The sequence below is a fragment of the Acidimicrobiales bacterium genome (assembly GCA_035533095.1).
Classification (GTDB): Bacteria; Actinomycetota; Acidimicrobiia; order Acidimicrobiales; family Palsa-688; genus DATLUM01.
In genome coordinates this window covers 1-18,081 of record DATLUM010000049.1, presented here as the reverse complement: position 1 = coordinate 18,081, position 18,081 = coordinate 1, and the positions used below count along the sequence as shown (strand labels likewise).

At 68.3% G+C, this 18,081-nt stretch carries 18 protein-coding genes; 3 read left to right on the top strand and 15 right to left on the bottom strand.

All coding sequences use genetic code 11. The annotated features are described in order from the left end of the window. The 5 genes from VNF71_04955 to VNF71_04935 all read right to left on the bottom strand — a co-directional run. Positions 1-1,391, bottom strand: a 1,391-nt coding sequence (locus tag VNF71_04955; GenBank protein ID HVA73892.1) for a DUF4012 domain-containing protein, incomplete at its 3' end; no start/stop codon positions are given. 42 nt (positions 1,392-1,433) lie between these two features. Further along, positions 1,434-1,745, bottom strand: coding sequence for a type II toxin-antitoxin system PemK/MazF family toxin (locus VNF71_04950; GenBank protein HVA73891.1), 312 nt, complete (start codon positions 1,743-1,745; stop codon positions 1,434-1,436). Further along, the gene (locus VNF71_04945; protein ID HVA73890.1) at positions 1,732-2,007 is read right to left on the bottom strand and encodes a ribbon-helix-helix protein, CopG family; all 276 of its coding nucleotides are present in this window, start codon (positions 2,005-2,007) and stop codon (positions 1,732-1,734) included. The genes VNF71_04950 and VNF71_04945 overlap by 14 nt, the downstream gene beginning before the upstream one ends. Before the next feature lie 240 nt (positions 2,008-2,247). After that, positions 2,248-4,950, bottom strand: coding sequence for a DNA polymerase I (gene polA, locus VNF71_04940; protein HVA73889.1), 2,703 nt, complete (start codon positions 4,948-4,950; stop codon positions 2,248-2,250). A 3-nt stretch (positions 4,951-4,953) separates the two neighbouring features. Then, on the bottom strand, positions 4,954-5,613 hold the full coding sequence (locus VNF71_04935; protein ID HVA73888.1) for a metal-dependent transcriptional regulator: 660 nt from the start codon (positions 5,611-5,613) through the stop codon (positions 4,954-4,956). Between the two features lie 183 nt (positions 5,614-5,796). Here VNF71_04935 and speB point away from each other — a divergent pair, with 183 nt between their 5' ends. Continuing rightward, positions 5,797-6,849: an agmatinase gene (speB, locus tag VNF71_04930; GenBank protein ID HVA73887.1), complete on the top strand. Its 1,053-nt coding sequence runs from the start codon at positions 5,797-5,799 to the stop codon at positions 6,847-6,849. Here the strand turns inward: speB and VNF71_04925 are convergent. The 5 genes from VNF71_04925 to VNF71_04905 form a co-directional block, all read right to left on the bottom strand. Then, on the bottom strand, positions 6,811-7,749 hold the full coding sequence (locus VNF71_04925) for an NAD-dependent epimerase/dehydratase family protein (protein HVA73886.1): 939 nt from the start codon (positions 7,747-7,749) through the stop codon (positions 6,811-6,813). The genes speB and VNF71_04925 overlap by 39 nt on opposite strands. Continuing rightward, positions 7,746-8,720: an alpha/beta hydrolase gene (locus tag VNF71_04920; GenBank protein HVA73885.1), complete on the bottom strand. Its 975-nt coding sequence runs from the start codon at positions 8,718-8,720 to the stop codon at positions 7,746-7,748. The genes VNF71_04925 and VNF71_04920 overlap by 4 nt, the downstream gene beginning before the upstream one ends. Then, on the bottom strand, positions 8,720-10,345 hold the full coding sequence (locus VNF71_04915) for an acyl-CoA synthetase (GenBank protein ID HVA73884.1): 1,626 nt from the start codon (positions 10,343-10,345) through the stop codon (positions 8,720-8,722). The genes VNF71_04920 and VNF71_04915 overlap by 1 nt, the downstream gene beginning before the upstream one ends. 14 nt (positions 10,346-10,359) lie before the next feature. Continuing rightward, positions 10,360-10,977, bottom strand: coding sequence for a response regulator (locus VNF71_04910; protein HVA73883.1), 618 nt, complete (start codon positions 10,975-10,977; stop codon positions 10,360-10,362). A gap of 85 nt (positions 10,978-11,062) precedes the next feature. Beyond that, a complete protein-coding gene (locus VNF71_04905; GenBank protein HVA73882.1) occupies positions 11,063-11,362 on the bottom strand; it encodes a hypothetical protein in 300 nt (99 codons plus the stop codon). Between the two features lie 73 nt (positions 11,363-11,435). Between VNF71_04905 and VNF71_04900 the strand changes: the two genes are divergently transcribed. Both VNF71_04900 and VNF71_04895 read left to right on the top strand, forming a co-directional pair. Continuing rightward, positions 11,436-12,116: a response regulator transcription factor gene (locus VNF71_04900; GenBank protein HVA73881.1), complete on the top strand. Its 681-nt coding sequence runs from the start codon at positions 11,436-11,438 to the stop codon at positions 12,114-12,116. A 3-nt stretch (positions 12,117-12,119) separates the two neighbouring features. Beyond that, a complete protein-coding gene (locus tag VNF71_04895) occupies positions 12,120-13,736 on the top strand; it encodes an ATP-binding protein (protein ID HVA73880.1) in 1,617 nt (538 codons plus the stop codon). Between the two features lie 159 nt (positions 13,737-13,895). On the opposite strand, the gene VNF71_04890 is transcribed toward VNF71_04895, so the two are convergent. From VNF71_04890 to VNF71_04870, 5 genes are all read right to left on the bottom strand, one after another. Continuing rightward, entirely contained in the window at positions 13,896-14,069 is a 174-nt protein-coding gene (locus tag VNF71_04890) for a hypothetical protein (protein HVA73879.1), read from the bottom strand. A 191-nt stretch (positions 14,070-14,260) separates the two neighbouring features. Further along, positions 14,261-14,560: a hypothetical protein gene (locus VNF71_04885; protein HVA73878.1), complete on the bottom strand. Its 300-nt coding sequence runs from the start codon at positions 14,558-14,560 to the stop codon at positions 14,261-14,263. Then, positions 14,557-14,766 (bottom strand): ribbon-helix-helix protein, CopG family, encoded by a 210-nt coding sequence (locus VNF71_04880; GenBank protein HVA73877.1) that lies wholly within the window; start codon positions 14,764-14,766, stop codon positions 14,557-14,559. The genes VNF71_04885 and VNF71_04880 overlap by 4 nt, the downstream gene beginning before the upstream one ends. Before the next feature lie 306 nt (positions 14,767-15,072). After that, entirely contained in the window at positions 15,073-16,089 is a 1,017-nt protein-coding gene (locus tag VNF71_04875) for a Fic family protein (protein HVA73876.1), read from the bottom strand. 498 nt (positions 16,090-16,587) lie between these two features. After that, positions 16,588-17,778: a hypothetical protein gene (locus VNF71_04870; GenBank protein HVA73875.1), complete on the bottom strand. Its 1,191-nt coding sequence runs from the start codon at positions 17,776-17,778 to the stop codon at positions 16,588-16,590. Positions 17,779-18,081: the final 303 nt, after the last annotated feature.

Below are 18,081 nucleotides of genomic sequence, written 5' to 3'. Positions count from 1 at the left end.
AACCCGTCGAGCTGCCCGTAACCGGCCTTGGCGTACAGCTGACCCATGACCTGGGTGACAGTCGGGAGATCCGGCGAGTAGGTGACGTTCTGCGCGTACTGCGCGGGGTTCTGGCCGTACCGCGCCACGAAGTCGGCCGGCGCGGTGATATTCGCACCGCCGTGCGCCGACACGGCCGAGTTGAGCTTGCTGATGTCCGCGAACTGGTCGACGCTCAGATGGCCGTTGGACGCGGTCACCAGCCCGTACGAGACCAGCAGCCCACCGAGCCCGCGACTCTCCGCCGGGTCGGCGACGGCGACGAGATAGTGCCGGGTCCCCTCTCCCCCCAGCAAAGACGGAGCAGCGTCGACAGCATCGCTCGCGAGCGACGCGCTTCGTTGCGCGTCGACGACGTGGGTGGTCAACAGACGCAGCCGCGACGCGAGCGGCCCGACGAGCCAGTCGGATCTCACCGAGTGCAACCGGACAACCCCCGTCGTCAACTGCTGGTCCACCTGGTGCAAGGGGCCACTCAGTGCCGCCACGGCTTGCAGGTCCAGGCCGCCGTCGTGGTAATGGAGGGTGCCGAAGTTGATGTGTTCCGACTGTTGGCCGGCCGTGTGGGCGACGTCCCTGGCGACTTGGGCACCCGCGACGACCGCCTGCCGCTGCTGGGCGACGACCGGTACGAGCCGTGCGCCGGCGGTCCACCAGGCACCTACCCGCCTGGCGACCGAGGAGAAGTCGGCTTGTGCCGTGGTCAGCTGCGCCCTTCCGCCAGAAGCGTCTCCTGAGCTGACCGAGTGGAGTGCGTCCTCAGCCGCGGTGATACCCCGCGACGCGTCGGTCCGCGCCAGCGCAGCCTCGACGGCAAGGGGAATGCAGAACAGCGCGGCTAGCGCGAGAGCACCGAACGCCCCCCAAACGACGATTCGCCGCTGGCGACGCTGCATGCGCACCAGGGCATGCACAAGGATTGGCGCCACCGCGGCGGCACCCACCAGCGCGCTCGCCCCTTGGAAGCCGAAGTGGGGCCACCGCAGCACGACCTGCACCGACACGGCGGCGGCAACGGCGGTGATTGGCCGGATCGACCTCCGCGGCAAAGCAGCCGCGAACGCGATCAGCAGTCCCGCGACAGCGGCGAAGATCTCGTATCCACGGCTGAAAGCAGCGGCAACGGCCGCGAGCCAGAGAACCGTGGCCCGGCCCGCGACCCCTGCCGCGACCGTGACCGCTGCGGCCAGGAGCGCTGCGTACAGCGGATCGAGGAGCGGTGTGCCGGTGGCGTGTGTTCCAGCAAGCGCGCCGGCGATTCCGGACGCGACAGCAACCGCCCCGACGGCTGCCCCTTCCTCGAAGCCCCGCCCGGACCGAAACGTCGCACCGCGTTCGGCCACATGGACCATGACGGGCGCCGAGGTTACTCGCCCGAGCCGGTCGCAAAGTCGTCAGCAGGCGACCGCGGCCCTCAGCGTCCGGCAGGCACGAGCCATCCGCGCGTCGGAGAGCTTGGTGACCCGGCGGCGGAACACAGAGCGGGGCAAGGTGTGCAAGTTGTCGAAGGATACGACACAGTCCGATGGCACATCGTCGCCGGCCACCGTCAATACCAACTCGGACACGACTCCGCGGTGCGTGCGCGTCAACGCAGCCACAACCACCCGGTCTATGCGGTCGGCAACAGGATCGCGGGTGAGGACGAGTACCGGGCGATCGCCGCCGCCCGAAACCGCGGCGAACCAGATCTCACCCCGTTGCACGGTCCCGCCGATCGACCCACTCCGCCCAGTCGGACCAGTCCTCGTCGAGACCCCAGTCGTCGGTCGCATCCAATGCAGCGTCGTCCGCTGTGAATGGCTGAGCCGCGTACATGCCGGCGTCATCCTCGACGGCAAGGCGGGCAAGGTGCGCCGCGAGGGCTTCGCGCAGCAGCTCTGAGCGCTCGACGCCGAGCCGGTCGGCCCATCGATCGGCTTCAGCGACATCGTCGTCGTCGGCACGGAAGCTGACCATGGTAGTCATACAGTTCACTGTATCGCGTCATACAATCTGGGCGCCGGCCAAGAAGTCGGCGGCGAGTGAGGCAGGAGAGAGCAGGCGCTGCCAACGCCCGGCGTGAGCGGTGGGCAGGGACGGGAGCGGCGACCCGGCCGAGTCGTTGTCCGAAGGACCGCTCGGCCGGGCGCCGGTCCCGCCACCTGACCACTCATCGACGCCGGCAAGGAAGGACGCCGGTCCCGCCACCTGTCCTCTTAACAAACGTCAGCCCTTGGCCGCCGCCCAGTTGTCCCCCCACGCCACGTTGATCGTCAACGGGACGAGCAGATCGGCCGCGCCGCACATGGCGTCGGACACCGCGGACGCGGCCGTGTCCTTTTCCTCGGGCGGGACCTCGAGTATCACCTCGTCGTGCACCTGCAGCACCAGCCGCGATGCGAGAGCGCCGGCGGTCAGGCGCTCGTCGAGGCGGACCAGGGCCACCTTGAATATGTCGGCCGCCAGGCCCTGGATCCCAGCGTTCATGGCCTGCCTCTCGCCGGCGGAGCGCACCTGGTAGCGGTTGGACTGCAGCTCGGGGATGCTGCGCCGGCGGCCGAACAACGTCTCGGTGTAGCCGCGCGAGCGCGCTTCTGCGACGACGCGGTCCATGTACTCGCGCACCTTGGGGAACCCCGCCCAGTACGCCTTCAGGATCTCCGAGGCCTCATCGACGGGGATGGCGAGCCGCTGGGCGAGGCCGTAAGCCTCCATCCCGTAGGCCAGGCCGTAGGAGACCATCTTCGCCTTCGAGCGCATCGCGATCGTCACGTCGGCGGGGCCGACCCCGTAGATCCGAGTCGCGGTGAGGTTGTGGATGTCGGTCCCGGCCTTGAACGCCTCGACGAGAGACGGCTCCTCCGCGAGGTGCGCTATCACCCGAAGTTCGATCTGGTTGTAGTCGGCGACCAGGAAACGGCATCCCTCCGCCGGCAGGAAGCACTCCCTGAACCGGCGGCCCTCGTCGCTGCGGATCGGGATGTTGTGCAGGTTCGGCTGGTCGGAGCTCAACCGGCCGGTGCGGGCCACCGTCTGGTTGAACGTCGCGTGGATCCGCCCGTCCGGCGCCACCTCGGCCAGCAACGACTCCCCGTACGTCGACCGGAGCTTCTCCACCTCCCTGTAACGCAGTAGCGCCTCCACGATCGGATGCTGACCCCGAAGCTTCTCGAGTGTCTGGGCGTCGGTCGAGTATCCGGTCTTGGTCTTCTTCTGAGGTGCCAGGCCGAGTTTGTCGAACAGGACCTCTCGGAGTTGAGGCGTCGAGTTGACGACGAACTGCACGCCCGCGAGGTCCTGTATCTCGGCTTCGAGCCTTTTGGCCTCCGAGGCGAGCTCGCCGGCGAGCGCCCTCAGCCGGTCCACGTCGACGCGTACGCCGACCTCCTCCATCTTCGCGAGCACCTGGACCAGCGGCCGCTCGACGTCGTCGTAGAGCTTGGACATCCCCCGCGACGACAGCGCCGCACCGAGCGGTTCGATGAGGCGGGCGACCGCGGCCGCCCGCCGGCCGGCCTCCTCCGACGGCTCCGCAGCGGTGCCGGCGAGGTCGAGCTGCCCCGGCTCCGGGCCGTCCGCGCGGGCGAGCTCCACGCCGGCGTAGCGCATGGCGAGGTCCTCGAGGAGGTACTGGTCCCCGGCCGGGTCGACGAGGTAGGCCGCGATCGACGGGTCGAGCTCCAGGTTGGTAAAAGACACCCCCAGTACCGACAGCCCCCTCATCAGCGCTTTGGCGTTGTGCGCGGACACGTGGACCTTCGGGTCGCTGAGCAGGCGGCCGAGGGCTTCGAGAACGTCGCCGGAGTCGAGCAGCGACTCCCCGAGCCAGTGCACCTCCACCGGTCCTGGCGGCGCGGGAACCTGGATCGCCGCCAGCCCGACCAGCGACGAGCGCCCCTCGAGACCGGACCACGCTCCCGCGACGCTCAGCTCCGCGCCCTGGGAGAGCCACGCGGAGATGGCGGCGGCGGCCGACTTCTCGTCGAGGGCGGCGACGTCGATGTCGAGGCGCTCCCCCGACGTTGCGCCCGCCGGCGCGCCGGAAGCCGAGCCTGCAGCGCCGACAGCATCGACGAAACGGTCCCACAGCACGCGGAACTCGAGGAAGTCGAACAGGCGGCGGACCTCGTCGAGCTCCCACCCGCCGAGGGCGGCTTCGTCGGGTTCGAACGACACGGGAACGTCACGGACCAGCGGTGTCACCGAGGCGTTCGCCCGGACCTTCGCCTCCGAGTCGGCGAGGCTCTGGCGAAGCTTGGGGGTCAGCTCGTCGAGGTGGGCGAAGATCCCGTCGAGGTCCCCGTAGGTGTTGATCAGCTTCGCCGCGGTCTTCTCCCCCACCCCCGGGACGCCCGCGAGGTTGTCGGACGGGTCGCCGCGCAGCGCCGCGTACTGCGGGTACTTCTCGGGCGTGACACCGGTTCTCTCCGCGATGCCCGCCTCGTCGTACAGGACGTAGTCCGAGACGCCGCGCCGGTTGTACAGGACCTTGACGTTGGGATCCTGCACCAGCTGGTAGGTGTCCCTGTCGCCGGTGACGACGATCACCTCGTCGCCGCGGGCGGCTGACTGCGTCGCGAGAGTCGCGATCACGTCGTCCGCCTCGTAGCCGGGCAATTCGACCGTCGGTATGTGCAGGGTCTCGACGACCTGGCGGACCAGGCCCATCTGCTGGCGGAGGATGTCGGGCGTCTCGGCGCGCCCTTCCTTGTACCCCTCGACCATGCTGTGGCGGAACGTCGGCTCGGGCCGGTCGAACGTGGCGACGAGCTGGTCCGGGTGGTGGTCCTTGATGAGGTTTATGAGCATCGAGGTGAACCCGAACACGGCGTTGGTCACCTGCCCCGATGCGGTGGCCAGATCGGTGGGCAGCGCGAAGAACGCCCTGTAGGTGAGCGAGTTCCCGTCCAGCAGCATCACGCGCGCCACGGGTTAGGCCGCCGTGACGAACAGTTGTTGTGCGAGGGCCGGCCCGAGGGCGATGGTGCGCGGACCGAGGTCGAGGATGAGAGTCCCGTCCGGTGCCCGGGAGGAGACGGTCGCCTCTGTACCGGGGATGAAACCGTGGGAGGAGAGATACGAGAGCGAGTCGAGGTCGATCTCGATCTGCTCGGTGACCCGCATGAGACGCACGTGGTCGCCTTGCTTGCTCTCCGAGAGGACCGTGAGGTCGTCGCGGGCGGCGCCGGCGCCGGGGATCGGGTTGCCGTGGGGGCATGTCGTGGGGTTGCCCAGGACCTCCACGAGTCGCGCTTCGACCTCGTCGGAGATGACGTGCTCCCAGCGCCCGGCTTCGATGTGGGCCTTCTCCCACGGGAGCCCGATGATGTCGGTGAGCAGCCGCTCAGCGAGGCGGTGCTTGCGGACCACGCTCTCCGCCAGCGCCCTGCCTCGGGTGGTCAACAGAAGCGGGCGGTCTTTTTCCTCTACATATCCTTCGTCGCGCAGCCTGCGGATCATCTCCGACACGGCCGGCGCCGAGTGCCCGAGGCGTTCGGCGAGGCGCGCCTGTATGACGACGATCCCCTCTTCACCGAGCTCGTGGATCGCCTCCAGGTACTCCTCGAGCGGTGGGTGGAACCCCTCGGGCATGCTGCGAGCGTACAGCCGGGGACCGGGTACGGCCGGTCCGCTGATCGACTCGAGCCTCAGAGAGCGGATCGATCCAGCACTCGCCGGCGCTCAAGCCTCCTCAAGTCATCGCGTTCAGCGACGGCGACGACGTCATGGCCTGCCAGCGCGATGCCGGGCGGCCTTCGGCGTTACGCTCGGCGCGTGGCGCGCATCGGGAACATGTACGGCCCGGACGCAACGTTCCTCGGCGTGCCGGCTGCCGACCTCGACGAGCCCGAGTCGTTGGCCGGCGCCGGCGCGGTGATCCTCGGGGCGCCCTACGACGGCGGCACCTCGCACCGGCCCGGCGCCCGCTTCGGTCCACAGGCGATCCGCTTGACCGACTACCTCCCCCACGACGGGAGCCGCCCGCACCTGTCGCTGGGAGTGGACCCTCTCGTCGAGTTGCGCGTGGTGGACGCCGGCGACGTGGAGATGCCGGCGGGTGAGATCGAGACGAGCATGGCGCGCCTCGAGGCGGCCGTCCTGAAGATCGCCTCGTCCGGTGCCGTCCCGGTGGTGCTCGGCGGCGACCACACCATCGCCTGGCCGGACGTGACAGGAGTGGCGCGCCACGTCGGCTGGGGCAAGGTCTCGGTCATCCATTTCGACGCGCACGCGGATACCGGAGACACGCAGTTCGGGTCGTTGATCGGCCACGGAACACCGATGCGAAGGCTGATCGAATCGGGCGCCGCGCGCGGCGACAGGTTCCTGCAGATCGGGCTGCGCGGGTACTGGCCCGAACCCGAGACCCTGGCGTGGATGGCCGACCAGGGCATGCGCAGCTTCGAGATGACCGAGGTCGTCGCGCGCGGGCTCGACGAGTGCCTCACCGAGGCGATGGCGATAGCCACCGACGGGTGCGACGCGGTCTTCCTCTCCGTCGACGTCGACGTCGTCGACCCCGGATCCGCACCGGGGACCGGCACACCGGAGCCGGGCGGGCTGTCGGCGCGCCAGGTGCTCGACGCAGTGCGGCGCGTCGCGATGGAGGTACCACTCGCCGGGATGGACGTCGTGGAGGTGTCACCCCCCTACGACAGCGCCGAGGTCACGGCTTATCTGGCGAACCGCGTGGTGCTGGAGGCGTTGTCCGGCCTCGCCTGGAAACGCCGAGGTGGTGGCTTGCAGCCGGAGTGGCCTCTGCTCGACCCCCGTCGCGAGCGCCCGGGGTCAGCCTCGCCGGGTGAACCAGGCGACGGTCTCGGCTAGCCCCTTGTCGAACGGTGTCGTGGCGGACCAGCCGAGGTCCCGCTGTGCCGCAGAGGCGTCGGCGCGGCTGCGGTCGACGTCCCCCGCGCGCCTGGCGGTGTGCGTCGGCGCGATGTCCACGTTCAGGAGGCGTTTGAGGTGTTCGAGCAGCTCGAGCAGGCTGTGGTCGCTGCCGCCGGCGATGTTGTAGACCTTGCCGGCGCAGCGCTCGGCGGGCGCGCTTCCCGCTGCCAGGAACGCAGCGACGGTGTCGTCGATGAAAGTGAAATCGCGGCTCTGGGTCCCGTCGCCGTGGACCTCCGGCGGCCGCCCGGCGCGCAGCGCGTCCACGAACAACGGGATCACCGCCGCGTAAGCGCTCTCTGGGCGTTGGCGCGGGCCGTACACGTTGAACAGCCTCAACGACACCGTCTCCAAGCGGTGAAGCTCCCAGTACACGCGGGCGTAGTTCTCCCCTGCCATCTTCGACACGGCATAAGGGGACCTCGGTATGAGCGGAGCCGTCTCTGGGGTTGGCGTCACCGCGGCCCCGCCGTACACCGACGACGAGGACGTGCTCACCACTCTCCTGGCACCCGCCTGGCGCGCGCACTCCAGGATGTTCAAGGTGCCGCCCGTGTTGGCCCGGTCGCTCTCGCGGGGGAAGTCCACCGAGCGCAGGACCGCCCGCGCGGCAGCCAGGTGGTAGACGACCTCCACGCCCTGCATCGCGTCGCCGACGGCGTCGGGGTCCGCGACGTCGCAGACGACCAGCCGCGCGGCCGGGTTGACGTTGTCGCGGTGGCCGGTCTCGAGGTTGTCGATTGCAACGACTTCATCGCCGTCGCGGATCAGAGCATCGACGAGATGCGATCCGATGAAGCCGGCCCCTCCGGTGACTAGCGCTCTCCGGTTGGTCAACCGGCGCTCTCCTGTTCGCGGTCCAGGCCGAACGCCGCGCGCAGCCACTCCTGCATGTCCCGCCGGCAGCGCCGGGACACGGCAGCCTTAGCGGAGAAGGCGTCGAAGCCGTGCGGTGCGCCCGGGTACAAGTGCAGCTCCGTGTGCACCCCGGCCTGGTTCAGGCGCTGCGCGTAGGCGATGTCCTCGTCGCAGAAGCCGTCGGCCGTGCCGACCCACACCGACGCCGGCGGCAGCCCCGACAGGTCCTCCGCCCTGGCCGGCGCGGCGTAAGCAGGGATGCGGTCGGTTCCGTAAAGGTCGCCGAGGAAGGAGCGCCAACCGAACTCGTTGTTGCCCGGGCTCCAGATGGGGACGTCCCACCTGCTCGACGGTGTGACCTGGCGGTCGTCGAGCATCGGGTAGACGAGCAGCTGGAACGCCGGGTGGAGCTCTCCCCTGTCGCGCGCCAGCAACGCCAGCCCGGCGGCGAGCCCGCCGCCGGCGCTGGTCCCGCAGATGCCGATGCGCGACGGGTCGACCTGCAGTTCGCCGGCGTTGTCGAACACCCAGCGCAGCCCCGCGTAGCAGTCCTCCAGCGGGGCCGGGTACGGGTGCTCGGGCGCCAACCGGTACTCGACCGACACGCCGGCGACGCCGAGCGACCGGCACCACGAGTCGAAGCGGAGGTCCTCCATGTCCAACGAGCCCATCACGTAACCACCGCCGTGGATCGCGTAGACGCACGGCAGCGTCCCCGAGACGCCCTTCGGCCGGTAGACGCGGACCTTCACGTGGGGCCCCTCTCCTTCCCACCGTGAGCGGCCGGCCACGACGTGATCCTCCCGCTCGACCTCGTCGGAGAGCTCGATCGCCGCGGCCATCTGGGACCTGAAGTCGCGCGAAACAGCGAGGCTGTCATGGCCGAGGTTGAGGTTGAAAGGGATCGCCTCGAGGTCCGCCGCGATCACCGGGTCGACGAAGCGACCCATCAGCGCTCCGCCCCTGCGACCTCCGCGGCGGAATCGGCCTTCAGGCGCTGGTAGTCGACCTTGCCCGCCGGGCTCCTCCCGATGCTGTCGACGAGGCGCACCGTGCGCGGCACCTTGTAGCCGGCGAGCTTCGCACGTACCGCGTCGCGGACCTCGTCGTCGGTCACCGTGGCGTCGGGGTACACCTCCACCACCGCGCAGATGGCCTCGCCGAAGCGCTCGTTGGGCACGCCGACGCACACCGCGTCCGCGACCTGGGGCAGCTGCTTGATGACCTCCTCGACTTCCTCGGGGTAGACCTTCTCGCCGCCGGTGTTGATGACCACCGAGCCGCGCCCGAGCAACTGAATGGTCCCGTCCGCGTCGACCGTCGCGCAGTCGCCGGGCACCGAGTACCGCTGGCCGTCGAGCACCCGGAACGTGCGCGCGGTCTTCTCGGGGTCCTTGTAGTAGCCGACGGGCATGAACCCGGGGAGCGCGATGACGCCGACGTCACCCGAGCCGGGCTCGACGTCGCGATCGTCGGGGGTGAGGACCCGCACGCCGTTGCCGAGGCTGAAGCGGGCCGTCGACGCGGAGGCGCCCGCGGCGGAGACGCTCGCAGCGAGCCCTACCGCCTCGGACGAGCCGAGACTGTCGAAGAGGATGACGTGGGGGATGTGGCGGAGGAGCCCGTCCTTGACCTCCTGGCTCCACATCACGCCGGAGGAGTTGATGACGAGGAGCTTCGACAGGTCGTACTTCCCCGGGTTCGCGTCGAGCTCGGCGAGCATCGGTCGCGCGAACGCGTCGCCCACGATCGCGATCGCGTTGACTTCGGCGTCGGACACCGTGCGCCACAGCAGAGCCGGGTCGAACGTGCGGTTCGGCATGGTGACCACCGAGCCGCCGCCGACGAGAGCGATGAACGCGCTGAACTGCCCCGTCCCGTGCATGAGCGGGCACGCCGGCAGTGAGGACACCCCCTTCTGCCCCGCTTCGAGCCTGGCGCGGATCTCTGTTACGTCCTCGGCGGGGGGCGCGCCTATGAACGGGTTGCCGCCGGCGCCGAGGACGTTGACCAGGTCGTCGTGGCGCCACATCACACCCTTGGGCATCCCGGTGGTGCCCCCGGTGTACAGGAGCAGCAGGTCGTCAGGCGAGCGCCCCCAGGGGGGTTTGGTCCTGTCCGTCTTGGCGGTTGCGACATCCTCGTAGCGCTTGGCCCAGGCCGGAACGTCGGACCCGTCGTCGACCACGTACCAGGCCTTGACCTTGGGGAGCTCGCCGCGGATCTCCTCGAGGAGCGGCGCGAACGACGCGTGGAAGATGATCGCTTCGGCGTCGGCGTTGTCGAGGAGGTAGGTGACCTCGCCGGGGCCGTAGCGGTAGTTGACGTTCACCGGCGCCATGCCGGCCTTGAACGCCGCGTAGTACACCTCGAGGTACTCGGGGCCGTTGTACAGATAGGCCGCGACCTTCGACTGCTGGCCGAGGCCGGCCCCGATCAGGTCGGCCGCGAGCGAGTCGGCGCGGCGGTCGAACTCGGCCCAGCTGTACACGGTGTCGCCGTGGCGCTGCGCGGGGGCGTCGGGCAGGACGTCCGCGATCGCCTCGAAGATGTCAGCAAACTGCCAGGTAGTCATCAGCCCCTCCGGCGCTAGTGATCCGAGCCGCTGCCGGCGTCCGCGGCCGCGGGTCCTTCGGGTCGCAGGCTGCCGTCGATCACGCGGTCGGCGACGTCGACCATCTTGACCCTGTCGTTCATCGCACGCTTCTGGATCCACGAAAACGACTCGCGCTCGCCCCAGCCGAGCTCATCCATGAGGACGCCCTTGGCCCGGTCGACGGCCTTGCGGACCTCCAGGCTCTCCTCGAGCGACTTGACCTGATCGTCGAGCGCCTTCATCTCCGCGAACCTGCCGATGGCCATCTCTATCGCCGGCAGCAGCTCGCTCTTCTGGAAAGGTTTGACCAGGTACGCGAGGGCGCCGGCGTCGCGGGCCTGCTCGATCAGGTCCCGCTGGCTGAACGCGGTCAGGATCAGCACCGCGCACAGCCGATCGGAGCTGATGGCCCGTGCCGCGGTCAGGCCGTCAGAGCCGGGCATCTTGATGTCGAGGATCGCGAGGTCCGGCTTGTGCTGCCTGACGAGGTCCACCGCCTCGTCGCCGCGGCCGGTCTCGCCGACCACCTCGTAACCCTCTTCCTCCATGATCTCCTTGAGGTCGAGGCGGACAATCGCCTCGTCCTCGGCGATCACAACTCGCACAGCCACGTACGTCGCTCCTCCGGTGCTGGGGTACCTGCGGAGCGAACAGCCTGCCACGCCCGGCGGTCGCGCGCCGCACGATACGGGCGTGTCAGGGCGCGGTGGTCTCGGCGATCAGCCGGTCGAGCAGGTCGTCCTGGGCGGCTTCCAGCTCGGCGACGTCGGAGAGGACCGACCGGCGAGTGCGGTCCATGGCGTCGGCGTGACGCTGGGCGTCGGTGTAGTCCCGGTGCGCCAGCGGGGTCTCCGAGACCAGCGAGCGGATGCGCGCCTCGTCGGCGGCGTCGGCGAGAACCGCCAGCTGCTCGTCGATGATCGCCAGCTCCTCCCGGGCGCGCTTGAGCCTCTGGGCTACGTCCATCAAGCGGCGCTCGATCAGCACGCGGGACATGGGAGTCGAATCGTACCGGAGCAAGGGGGTCCGGTTCAGCCGATTCTCATGTGTTTCCGCAACACTGGAGGGGATGAGAGTCCTCGTTGTCGACGACGAGCCGGCGGTCCGCCAGGCGCTCGACCGCGCCCTGCGGTTCGAGGGTTACGAGACCGAGACCGCCGACGACGGTTCGGCCGCGCTGCTGGCGCACGCCGAGCGGCCGGCCGACGCGATAGTCCTCGACGTCGCGATGCCGCGGATGGACGGTCTCGAGGTGTGCCGCAGGCTTCGCAAAGCCGGCGACGCGACCCCGGTGCTGATGCTCACGGCACGGGCTGCGGTCAACGAGCGCGTCGAGGGCCTCGACGCCGGCGCCGACGACTACCTGGTCAAGCCGTTCGCGCTCGAGGAGCTCCTGGCGCGGATCAGGGCGCTGCTCCGCCGGGGCACGCCCAGCGACGACGAGGTCCTGCGCTATTCGGACCTTTCCCTCGACCCGGGAACACGGGAAGTGTTCCGGGGCAGCCGGCGCATCGAGTTGACCCGCACCGAGTTCCTCCTGCTCGAGTTGCTCCTGCGCAACCCCCGCCAGGTCCTGCCGAGAGAGCTCATCTTCGACCGCGTGTGGGGCTACGACTTCGGCGCCAACTCCAACTCGCTCGAGGTCTACATCGGGTACCTGCGACGCAAGACCGAGGCGTCGGGAGAGCCGCGCCTCATCCACACGGTGCGCGGGGTCGGCTACGTCCTGAGAGAAGCGGTGAGGAGCTAGCCCGTGCCCACATGGGTCCGCCGAACGAGCTTCCGGGCGCGCCTCACCACGCTCGTCGCGCTCGCGGTCGGGCTGACCCTGGCGGTGGCCGCAATAGCGTCCTACTTCGCGGTCAGGCACGAGCTGTTGGGACAGGTCGACTCGTCGCTGCAGAGCGACGTCTCGATCGCGCAGAGCCTCTCGCCTGGTGGCGGCCTCGACCCCCAAAGAGTGGCGACCTTCCTGCACCGCAACCACGACAGCTTCCTGCAGGTGATAGGCACCGACGGGAGCATCGCCTTCACCAGCATCTCACCGCCGATGTCGGTGAGCGGGCCCCAAGCGCAGCTGGCTTCGACCGACCACGGCTACAGCGTCGACACGGTCAGATACCAGGGCGAGCGCTACCGGGTGATCACCGAGGGCGGCTACGTCGGTCTCAACGGCGAGCAGTACGCGATCCAGATCGCCCGGCCGCTAACCGATATCGAGCACACACTCGCCGACCTTCGCACGATCCTGTGGCTGGTCGCCCTCGCCGGTGTCGCGGCCGCTGTCGCGCTCGGCTACCTGGTCGCCAGGGCGACCATGCGGCCCGTGGAGAGGCTGACCGCCGCCGCCGAGCATGTGGCGGAGACGCAGAACCTCGAGGCGGTCATCGAGGAGCAGGGCGACGACGAGCTGGCGAGACTGGCAAGATCGTTCAACGCGATGCTCGCCGCGGTGGCGGCGTCGCGGCGCCAGCAGGCCCAGCTCATCTCAGACGCGGGCCACGAGCTGCGCACGCCGCTCACGAGCCTGCGTACCAACATCGAGGTGCTGCTGCGGGTACCCGACCTGCCGGCGCAGGACAGGGCCGAGCTCATGGCCGACGTCAACGCGCAGCTCCAGGAGCTCACGACGCTCGTCGGCGACGTGGTCGAGTTGGCACGCGAGGACGAGGTCCAGTCCGAGCCGATCGAGGTGCGCTTCGACGCGCTCGTCGAGCGCGCCGTCGAGCGGGCCCGCCGGCGCGCGCCGGCGGTCGTGTTCGACGTGCAGCTGACCCCCGGGTCGGTGCGGGCACAGCCGACGCTGCTCGAGCGGGCCGTGCTCAACGTGTTGGACAACGCAGCCAAGTGGAGCCCTCCCGACGGGCACGTGGCTGTGTGGCTGGCGCGGGGCGACAGATGGACGCTCGACGTGCGCGACCAGGGTCCCGGTATCGGCGAGAGGGACCTGCCGAAGGTGTTCGATCGTTTCTACCGGGCGGACAGCGCCCGGGCCATGCCCGGGTCGGGACTGGGGCTCGCGATCGTCAGGCAGGTGGTGGAGTCGCACGGCGGGACCGTGGCAGCGGCGTCACCTCCGGGTGGGGGCACGGTCATCCACATCGAGTTGCCGACTGTCGTGGAGCAGGAGGCCGACGACGAGCCGGCCGCGACGACCGCCGGCCGCGGTGGCGAGGGCGGGGCCGGCCGCGGTGGCGAGGGCGGGGCCGGCGGTGATGTTGACGAGCGCGGGGCCGGCGGCGGCGGCGAGGGCGGGGCCGGCGGTGGTGTTGACGAGCGCGGGGCCGGCGAGGGCGGTTGGCCGGCGCCGGCCTCCGAGGAGGGGTCTTCTTGGGCTGCCATCGGCGGCCCAATGCGTCCACGGACCTGACCCTGCGCCACGGGCCCGGTCTTTTTCCGGGACATTCACTTTTTGCGGGACACAGACGTCATACGACGACGGCCTTGTCCCCCAAAACAGATTCGTCCCGCAAAAACCTCAGGCCGCTAACGCCGCTCGGGCCGTTGACGATTTGTGGCGCGTCCCCGCCTACAGCCCGAACATCTTGAAGAAGCGACGGGTCTCTTTGCCTTCGGACCGGTAGACGGCGCGGCGCACCTGACGCTTCGCCAGCGATGCCGGCCCCCTGCTTGCGGCCCGGCCAGTAGCAGACGCGCGGGCCAGGCGGTAGAGCGTGTTCGTCAGAGATGAGCGGCGTGCCACCACGGAAATCATCGCACGCCACTCCCCTCACGATTCCCAACATCGACCCAATGGGGTACGGGAAGAAACCGACGCCTTTCGCGCGACCCGTCGTGCGAAAACGCTCGAAAGCTGCTGGCTGTGCCCGGAGCGGGAATCGAACTCCGATCAGGACCATCCCGACCCGTCCCGATGAATCACGTCGTGGCTGGTCAGAGGCGATTTCTGTCATCCGGTCGTCCCGCTTCAAGGGGCTCTGTACCGGCCGATCCCGGCGCGTTTGTGATCAATCTGTGATCACCGAAGTTCTTTGCCAGCCGCACGATCAGCAGCGCCGCCTTGTCCACGAAGTCGGGATAGAACTCCTGATCTCCGAAACTGGCCGCCCGAGCGTGAAGGGCCGAGTCGGCCAGGTCTGTCTTTGTCGCGTTGACAAGCGTCTCGACTTGCAGACCGGTGACCTCAGCGGCGATGGCCAGATAGTCGTCGAGCTCCAGGTACCGGAAGGTCACCTGGCTAGGCGTTCGAGCAGCTCTCGGTCCTGTTCGATGATCTTCTTCAGGGTCTTCTTGAACTCAGGGTCGCTGCGGCGGCGTTCGACGGCTTCGATCAATGCAGTCTTTACGGTCTCGTTGAGGCTTTTTCCTTCGGCGCGGGCTAGGGCTTCGGCGTCGGCGGCTACGTCGTCGGGGAGTCTGACCGTGAAGTTCTTCGCCATGGTGTCATGGTATCACTTCACCGCTCCGAACACGCGCCCAGATCAGATCCCGCCAGCCTCGGTCCCCCGATCCAAATCGGCGATACCGAGCGGTCATCGGTGCCGCAAGGCAGCCTGGAAGGCGATGCAGAACGCTCCGGTCCACGGTGAAATTTTCCGGCACGTTCAGCGCTCCAGCTTGGCGGTCAGCGAGCCGGCTGGACATGCCCGTCGCCAAAAGCTCCTTTCTGGATCCGAAGCCGTCTCCCCGGATCAGGGCAGATGACGAAGTCGGGCGTGCCGGGACTCTGGAGGTGGCTCCTGGTCTCAGCCGCCTCGCCGACCAGCCCGAGTAGCAAATGCGTCGAGAGCGGTCAGGACATCGTTAGCTGCCCACTTGCGGTCCCGATAGTTGCCGGAGACCTTCGTCAAGATCCGCGCGTCCACTAGAGCCTCGATTGCCCGGTTGGCCGTCATGGCCGGCACTTCTAGCTCCTCTTGGATGAGAGCCGAGTCGACCACCGGCTGACGCAGCAGCAGATCAGCCACTGACCAAGCGGTGGCACCACGCCTTGCCTTGACCCGCTCATCCCAGCTCTCGCGTAACTCGTGCAGCTCCCTGAGCAGCCCTCGTCCGTTGGCGATTGCGGCAAGGGAGGCGTCGGCGAGGCGATGAACTAGTGGGGTCGGATCACCGAGTCGGTATTCGCCTAGAGCCGTGAAGTACCCGTCTGTGTCGACGAGCAGGCCGGCAGACACTGGCACGGTCACCTGGCGTGTGAGGCCTTTACCTCTCAACAGCGCGTGTATAAGAGCGCGCCCGACCCGGCCATTCCCATCGGGGAAGGGATGGATCGTTTCGAACTGGGCGTGCGCTATGGCCGCTTGGGTGAGCGGGGACAGATCATCACGGTCGAGGAACCGGACCAGGTCCCTCATGAGGCCCGGGACGTGCTCATGGTGAGGGGCCACGTAGAGCGCGCCGAATGGCCCAGCGTTGCTCCCGCCGATCCAGACCTGCTCGTCTCGCCACTGGCCGCACCACTCAGGATGAGTCGGCTCCACAAGTGCGGAGTGCATCTGCAGGATTGCAGTCTCGTCAAGATGGTCGGCGAGAGCGATGGCTGCCTGCATGGCGTGCGTGTTGGCCACGATGACCGCAGCGTTTCGCCGGCTCGGGTCACCGAGCTCTGCGAGGGCGATCGCCTTGGCCGAAGCGGTCAAGTTCTCGATCTTCGAGGAGGCGGCAGATTCGGAGCGCAGCAGGATGGCAGAGAAGGGTGCGATGTCAGCGCCCACTTCGGCGTCAAACCGGGCGATCTCGGCGGAAGCTTCAGCGACCACCGCCTCGACCTCGCCAGGTAGCGGTACACGGCCTATGTTGGCGATTTCGGGGACGACGGCCGCTCTATAAATAGTTGCGAGCTTCCGACGCTCGGTCCGCGAGATCCCGTCTGGGATCTTCCAGGGGCGCTCCTCATAGCTGAGGGCAGGCCACCCCGAAGGACGCGTATCTGTTACCACACCCTCCAGTTAATCACAGATGTGTGATATCTGTTACTAACTTTCCCTCTTGATAACACTTCTTCCTTGTGAGCCCGCAGAAAGCGAACTGGAACCGATTTAGCGAGCAGAATCTTGCGCTCGTCCAAGTACGGACCGACCTCGACCCGGGCACGCTAAATCGGCGATATGTACTTTCAGTGATCTCCGGTAAGACGTCCCGGCGGTGGCCATGCTCGGTGGTTGTCCGTCGCCCTACGTTGCACGGCCTCCGACAGAATCTGATCCCAGATAGCGAGAGGTGCATAGCGCCTACGAGCGCCTGTTCGTTTGTCCAACCTAGCCGGCTGCGCTGCCGTTCTGCTCGGGTACGGGCAGAAGCGACCGGAAGGCAGCATCGTGCTCGTCGGCCACTGGGTCGTCGAGGTTGGTGAGATATAAGGCTATGAAAGAACTTTCCGGCCCGGCCTGTTCTAGCAACCGTCGCCACGACCACAGGTTGGGGTGTTCCCAGTGAGTAGCGGCCTCGGCCGGCGCCAGGGCGGCCACGGCACAAGAGAAGTCATCCCTGCTCAGAGCGAAGGTGCCGGTCCGGTTGGTGTAGCCGCAGAAGGAGGCCAGGACGGCGGCGGGAAGCCGGTGCTCGCCGGTGGGGCCATTGACATGACCAAAGCTCAGATGACCGTCGTCCATCCGGGCGACGCTGTAGGCGACCGGTGGCCTGAAGCCGGGTATACGGTCGGCGAAGCGTCGCCGGGCTGCGAACAGATCGTCGTCGGTGACCCACCGCTCCGCGATGGAGCGGTGGCCATTCGAGTCGGAGTTCGTCCGTCGCTCCGAGCAGGTGGACGCGCTGCGGGCGAAGGCTGTGACCAACGGGTGAGGAGTCTCCCGGGAACTCGCGACCTGCGGTACGAACAGTGTCCCCACGAAGAAGGGATGTTCAGCAAGTTCGATGATCCGCGCCTCGCCGCTTTGGTCTCGCCCGGTGATCTTCAGCCCGGCTGCGGCCAGAGCCGGCTCCTTTTCCGGGTTCAACCCGAAGTTGCAGTAGTAGCGCTCGGACACCCGCGTCTTGCCGTAGGCCTCGTGCGTCAGACTTCCTGCGTCCAGTGCCACCTCGAATGTCTTCCCGGCCAGGGAGCATGACAGCGGCGTGATGAACAACGACGCGGCCAGAGGGTCGTACTCGGCGTGATGCGCCCCAGCCTCGCCGAGGACACGGCGGGCGAACTCGATGACCACGTGCTGGAAACCGGCGCAGGTACCAAGCAGGGGAATCTCATGCTCACGCGCCACCCCGATGGCAGCGAGAGCGCCATCAAGGCTCCGGTACGGGCTCCCCGGAGCGATCCAGACTCCGTCAAAGTCACCCAGCGCAGCTAGCGAGTCGGCGTCGTCGGTTGCGATCCACGAGACCTCCATAGCCAAGTCCAGGTACTCCCCGGCGTGGTGCACCGCTGCAGTGGTCGCCGGGTGCGTCTCGTGGTCCGGCTGGTAGTCCCCGACAATGGCAACCCGAACAGGCATGGACGCCATGTTGTCGGATCCGCGCCTCCACAGCGACCGGATCACGCCTGCACCATGGCCACCGATCGTGGCGACGGCTGAGGCGAATATCCGCCCATTACGCCGACTTTGTCTCTGTCAAGTCGTCAGGTCCCTCGTGCCGCTCGCGGTCCGGAACTCCCTGTTCTGGGCGGCGCCGCTCGCGCGACGCTCTTGGGTCACCAGCGGCCGCGCATCAAGTTATATTGATGGAGTAGATGGGACCCGGTCATCCTGGCGAGCGCCCGCAAGCACGGGGTGGCCGACGACGACATGCTGCACGCC

Bases quoted from the DNA above. Each gene is read 5' to 3' on its own strand.
- VNF71_04945 (HVA73890.1), bottom strand. From the start codon at position 2,007: ATGACTACCATGGTCAGCTTCCGTGCCGACGACGACGATGTCGCTGAA.
- VNF71_04935 (HVA73888.1), bottom strand. From the start codon at position 5,613: ATGCCCGAGGGGTTCCACCCACCGCTCGAGGAGTACCTGGAGGCGATC.
- VNF71_04920 (HVA73885.1), bottom strand. From the start codon at position 8,720: ATGGGTCGCTTCGTCGACCCGGTGATCGCGGCGGACCTCGAGGCGATC.
- VNF71_04915 (HVA73884.1), bottom strand. From the start codon at position 10,345: ATGACTACCTGGCAGTTTGCTGACATCTTCGAGGCGATCGCGGACGTC.
- VNF71_04905 (HVA73882.1), bottom strand. From the start codon at position 11,362: ATGTCCCGCGTGCTGATCGAGCGCCGCTTGATGGACGTAGCCCAGAGG.
- VNF71_04900 (HVA73881.1), top strand. From the start codon at position 11,436: ATGAGAGTCCTCGTTGTCGACGACGAGCCGGCGGTCCGCCAGGCGCTC.
- VNF71_04880 (HVA73877.1), bottom strand. From the start codon at position 14,766: ATGGCGAAGAACTTCACGGTCAGACTCCCCGACGACGTAGCCGCCGAC.
- VNF71_04870 (HVA73875.1), bottom strand. From the start codon at position 17,778: ATGCCTGTTCGGGTTGCCATTGTCGGGGACTACCAGCCGGACCACGAG.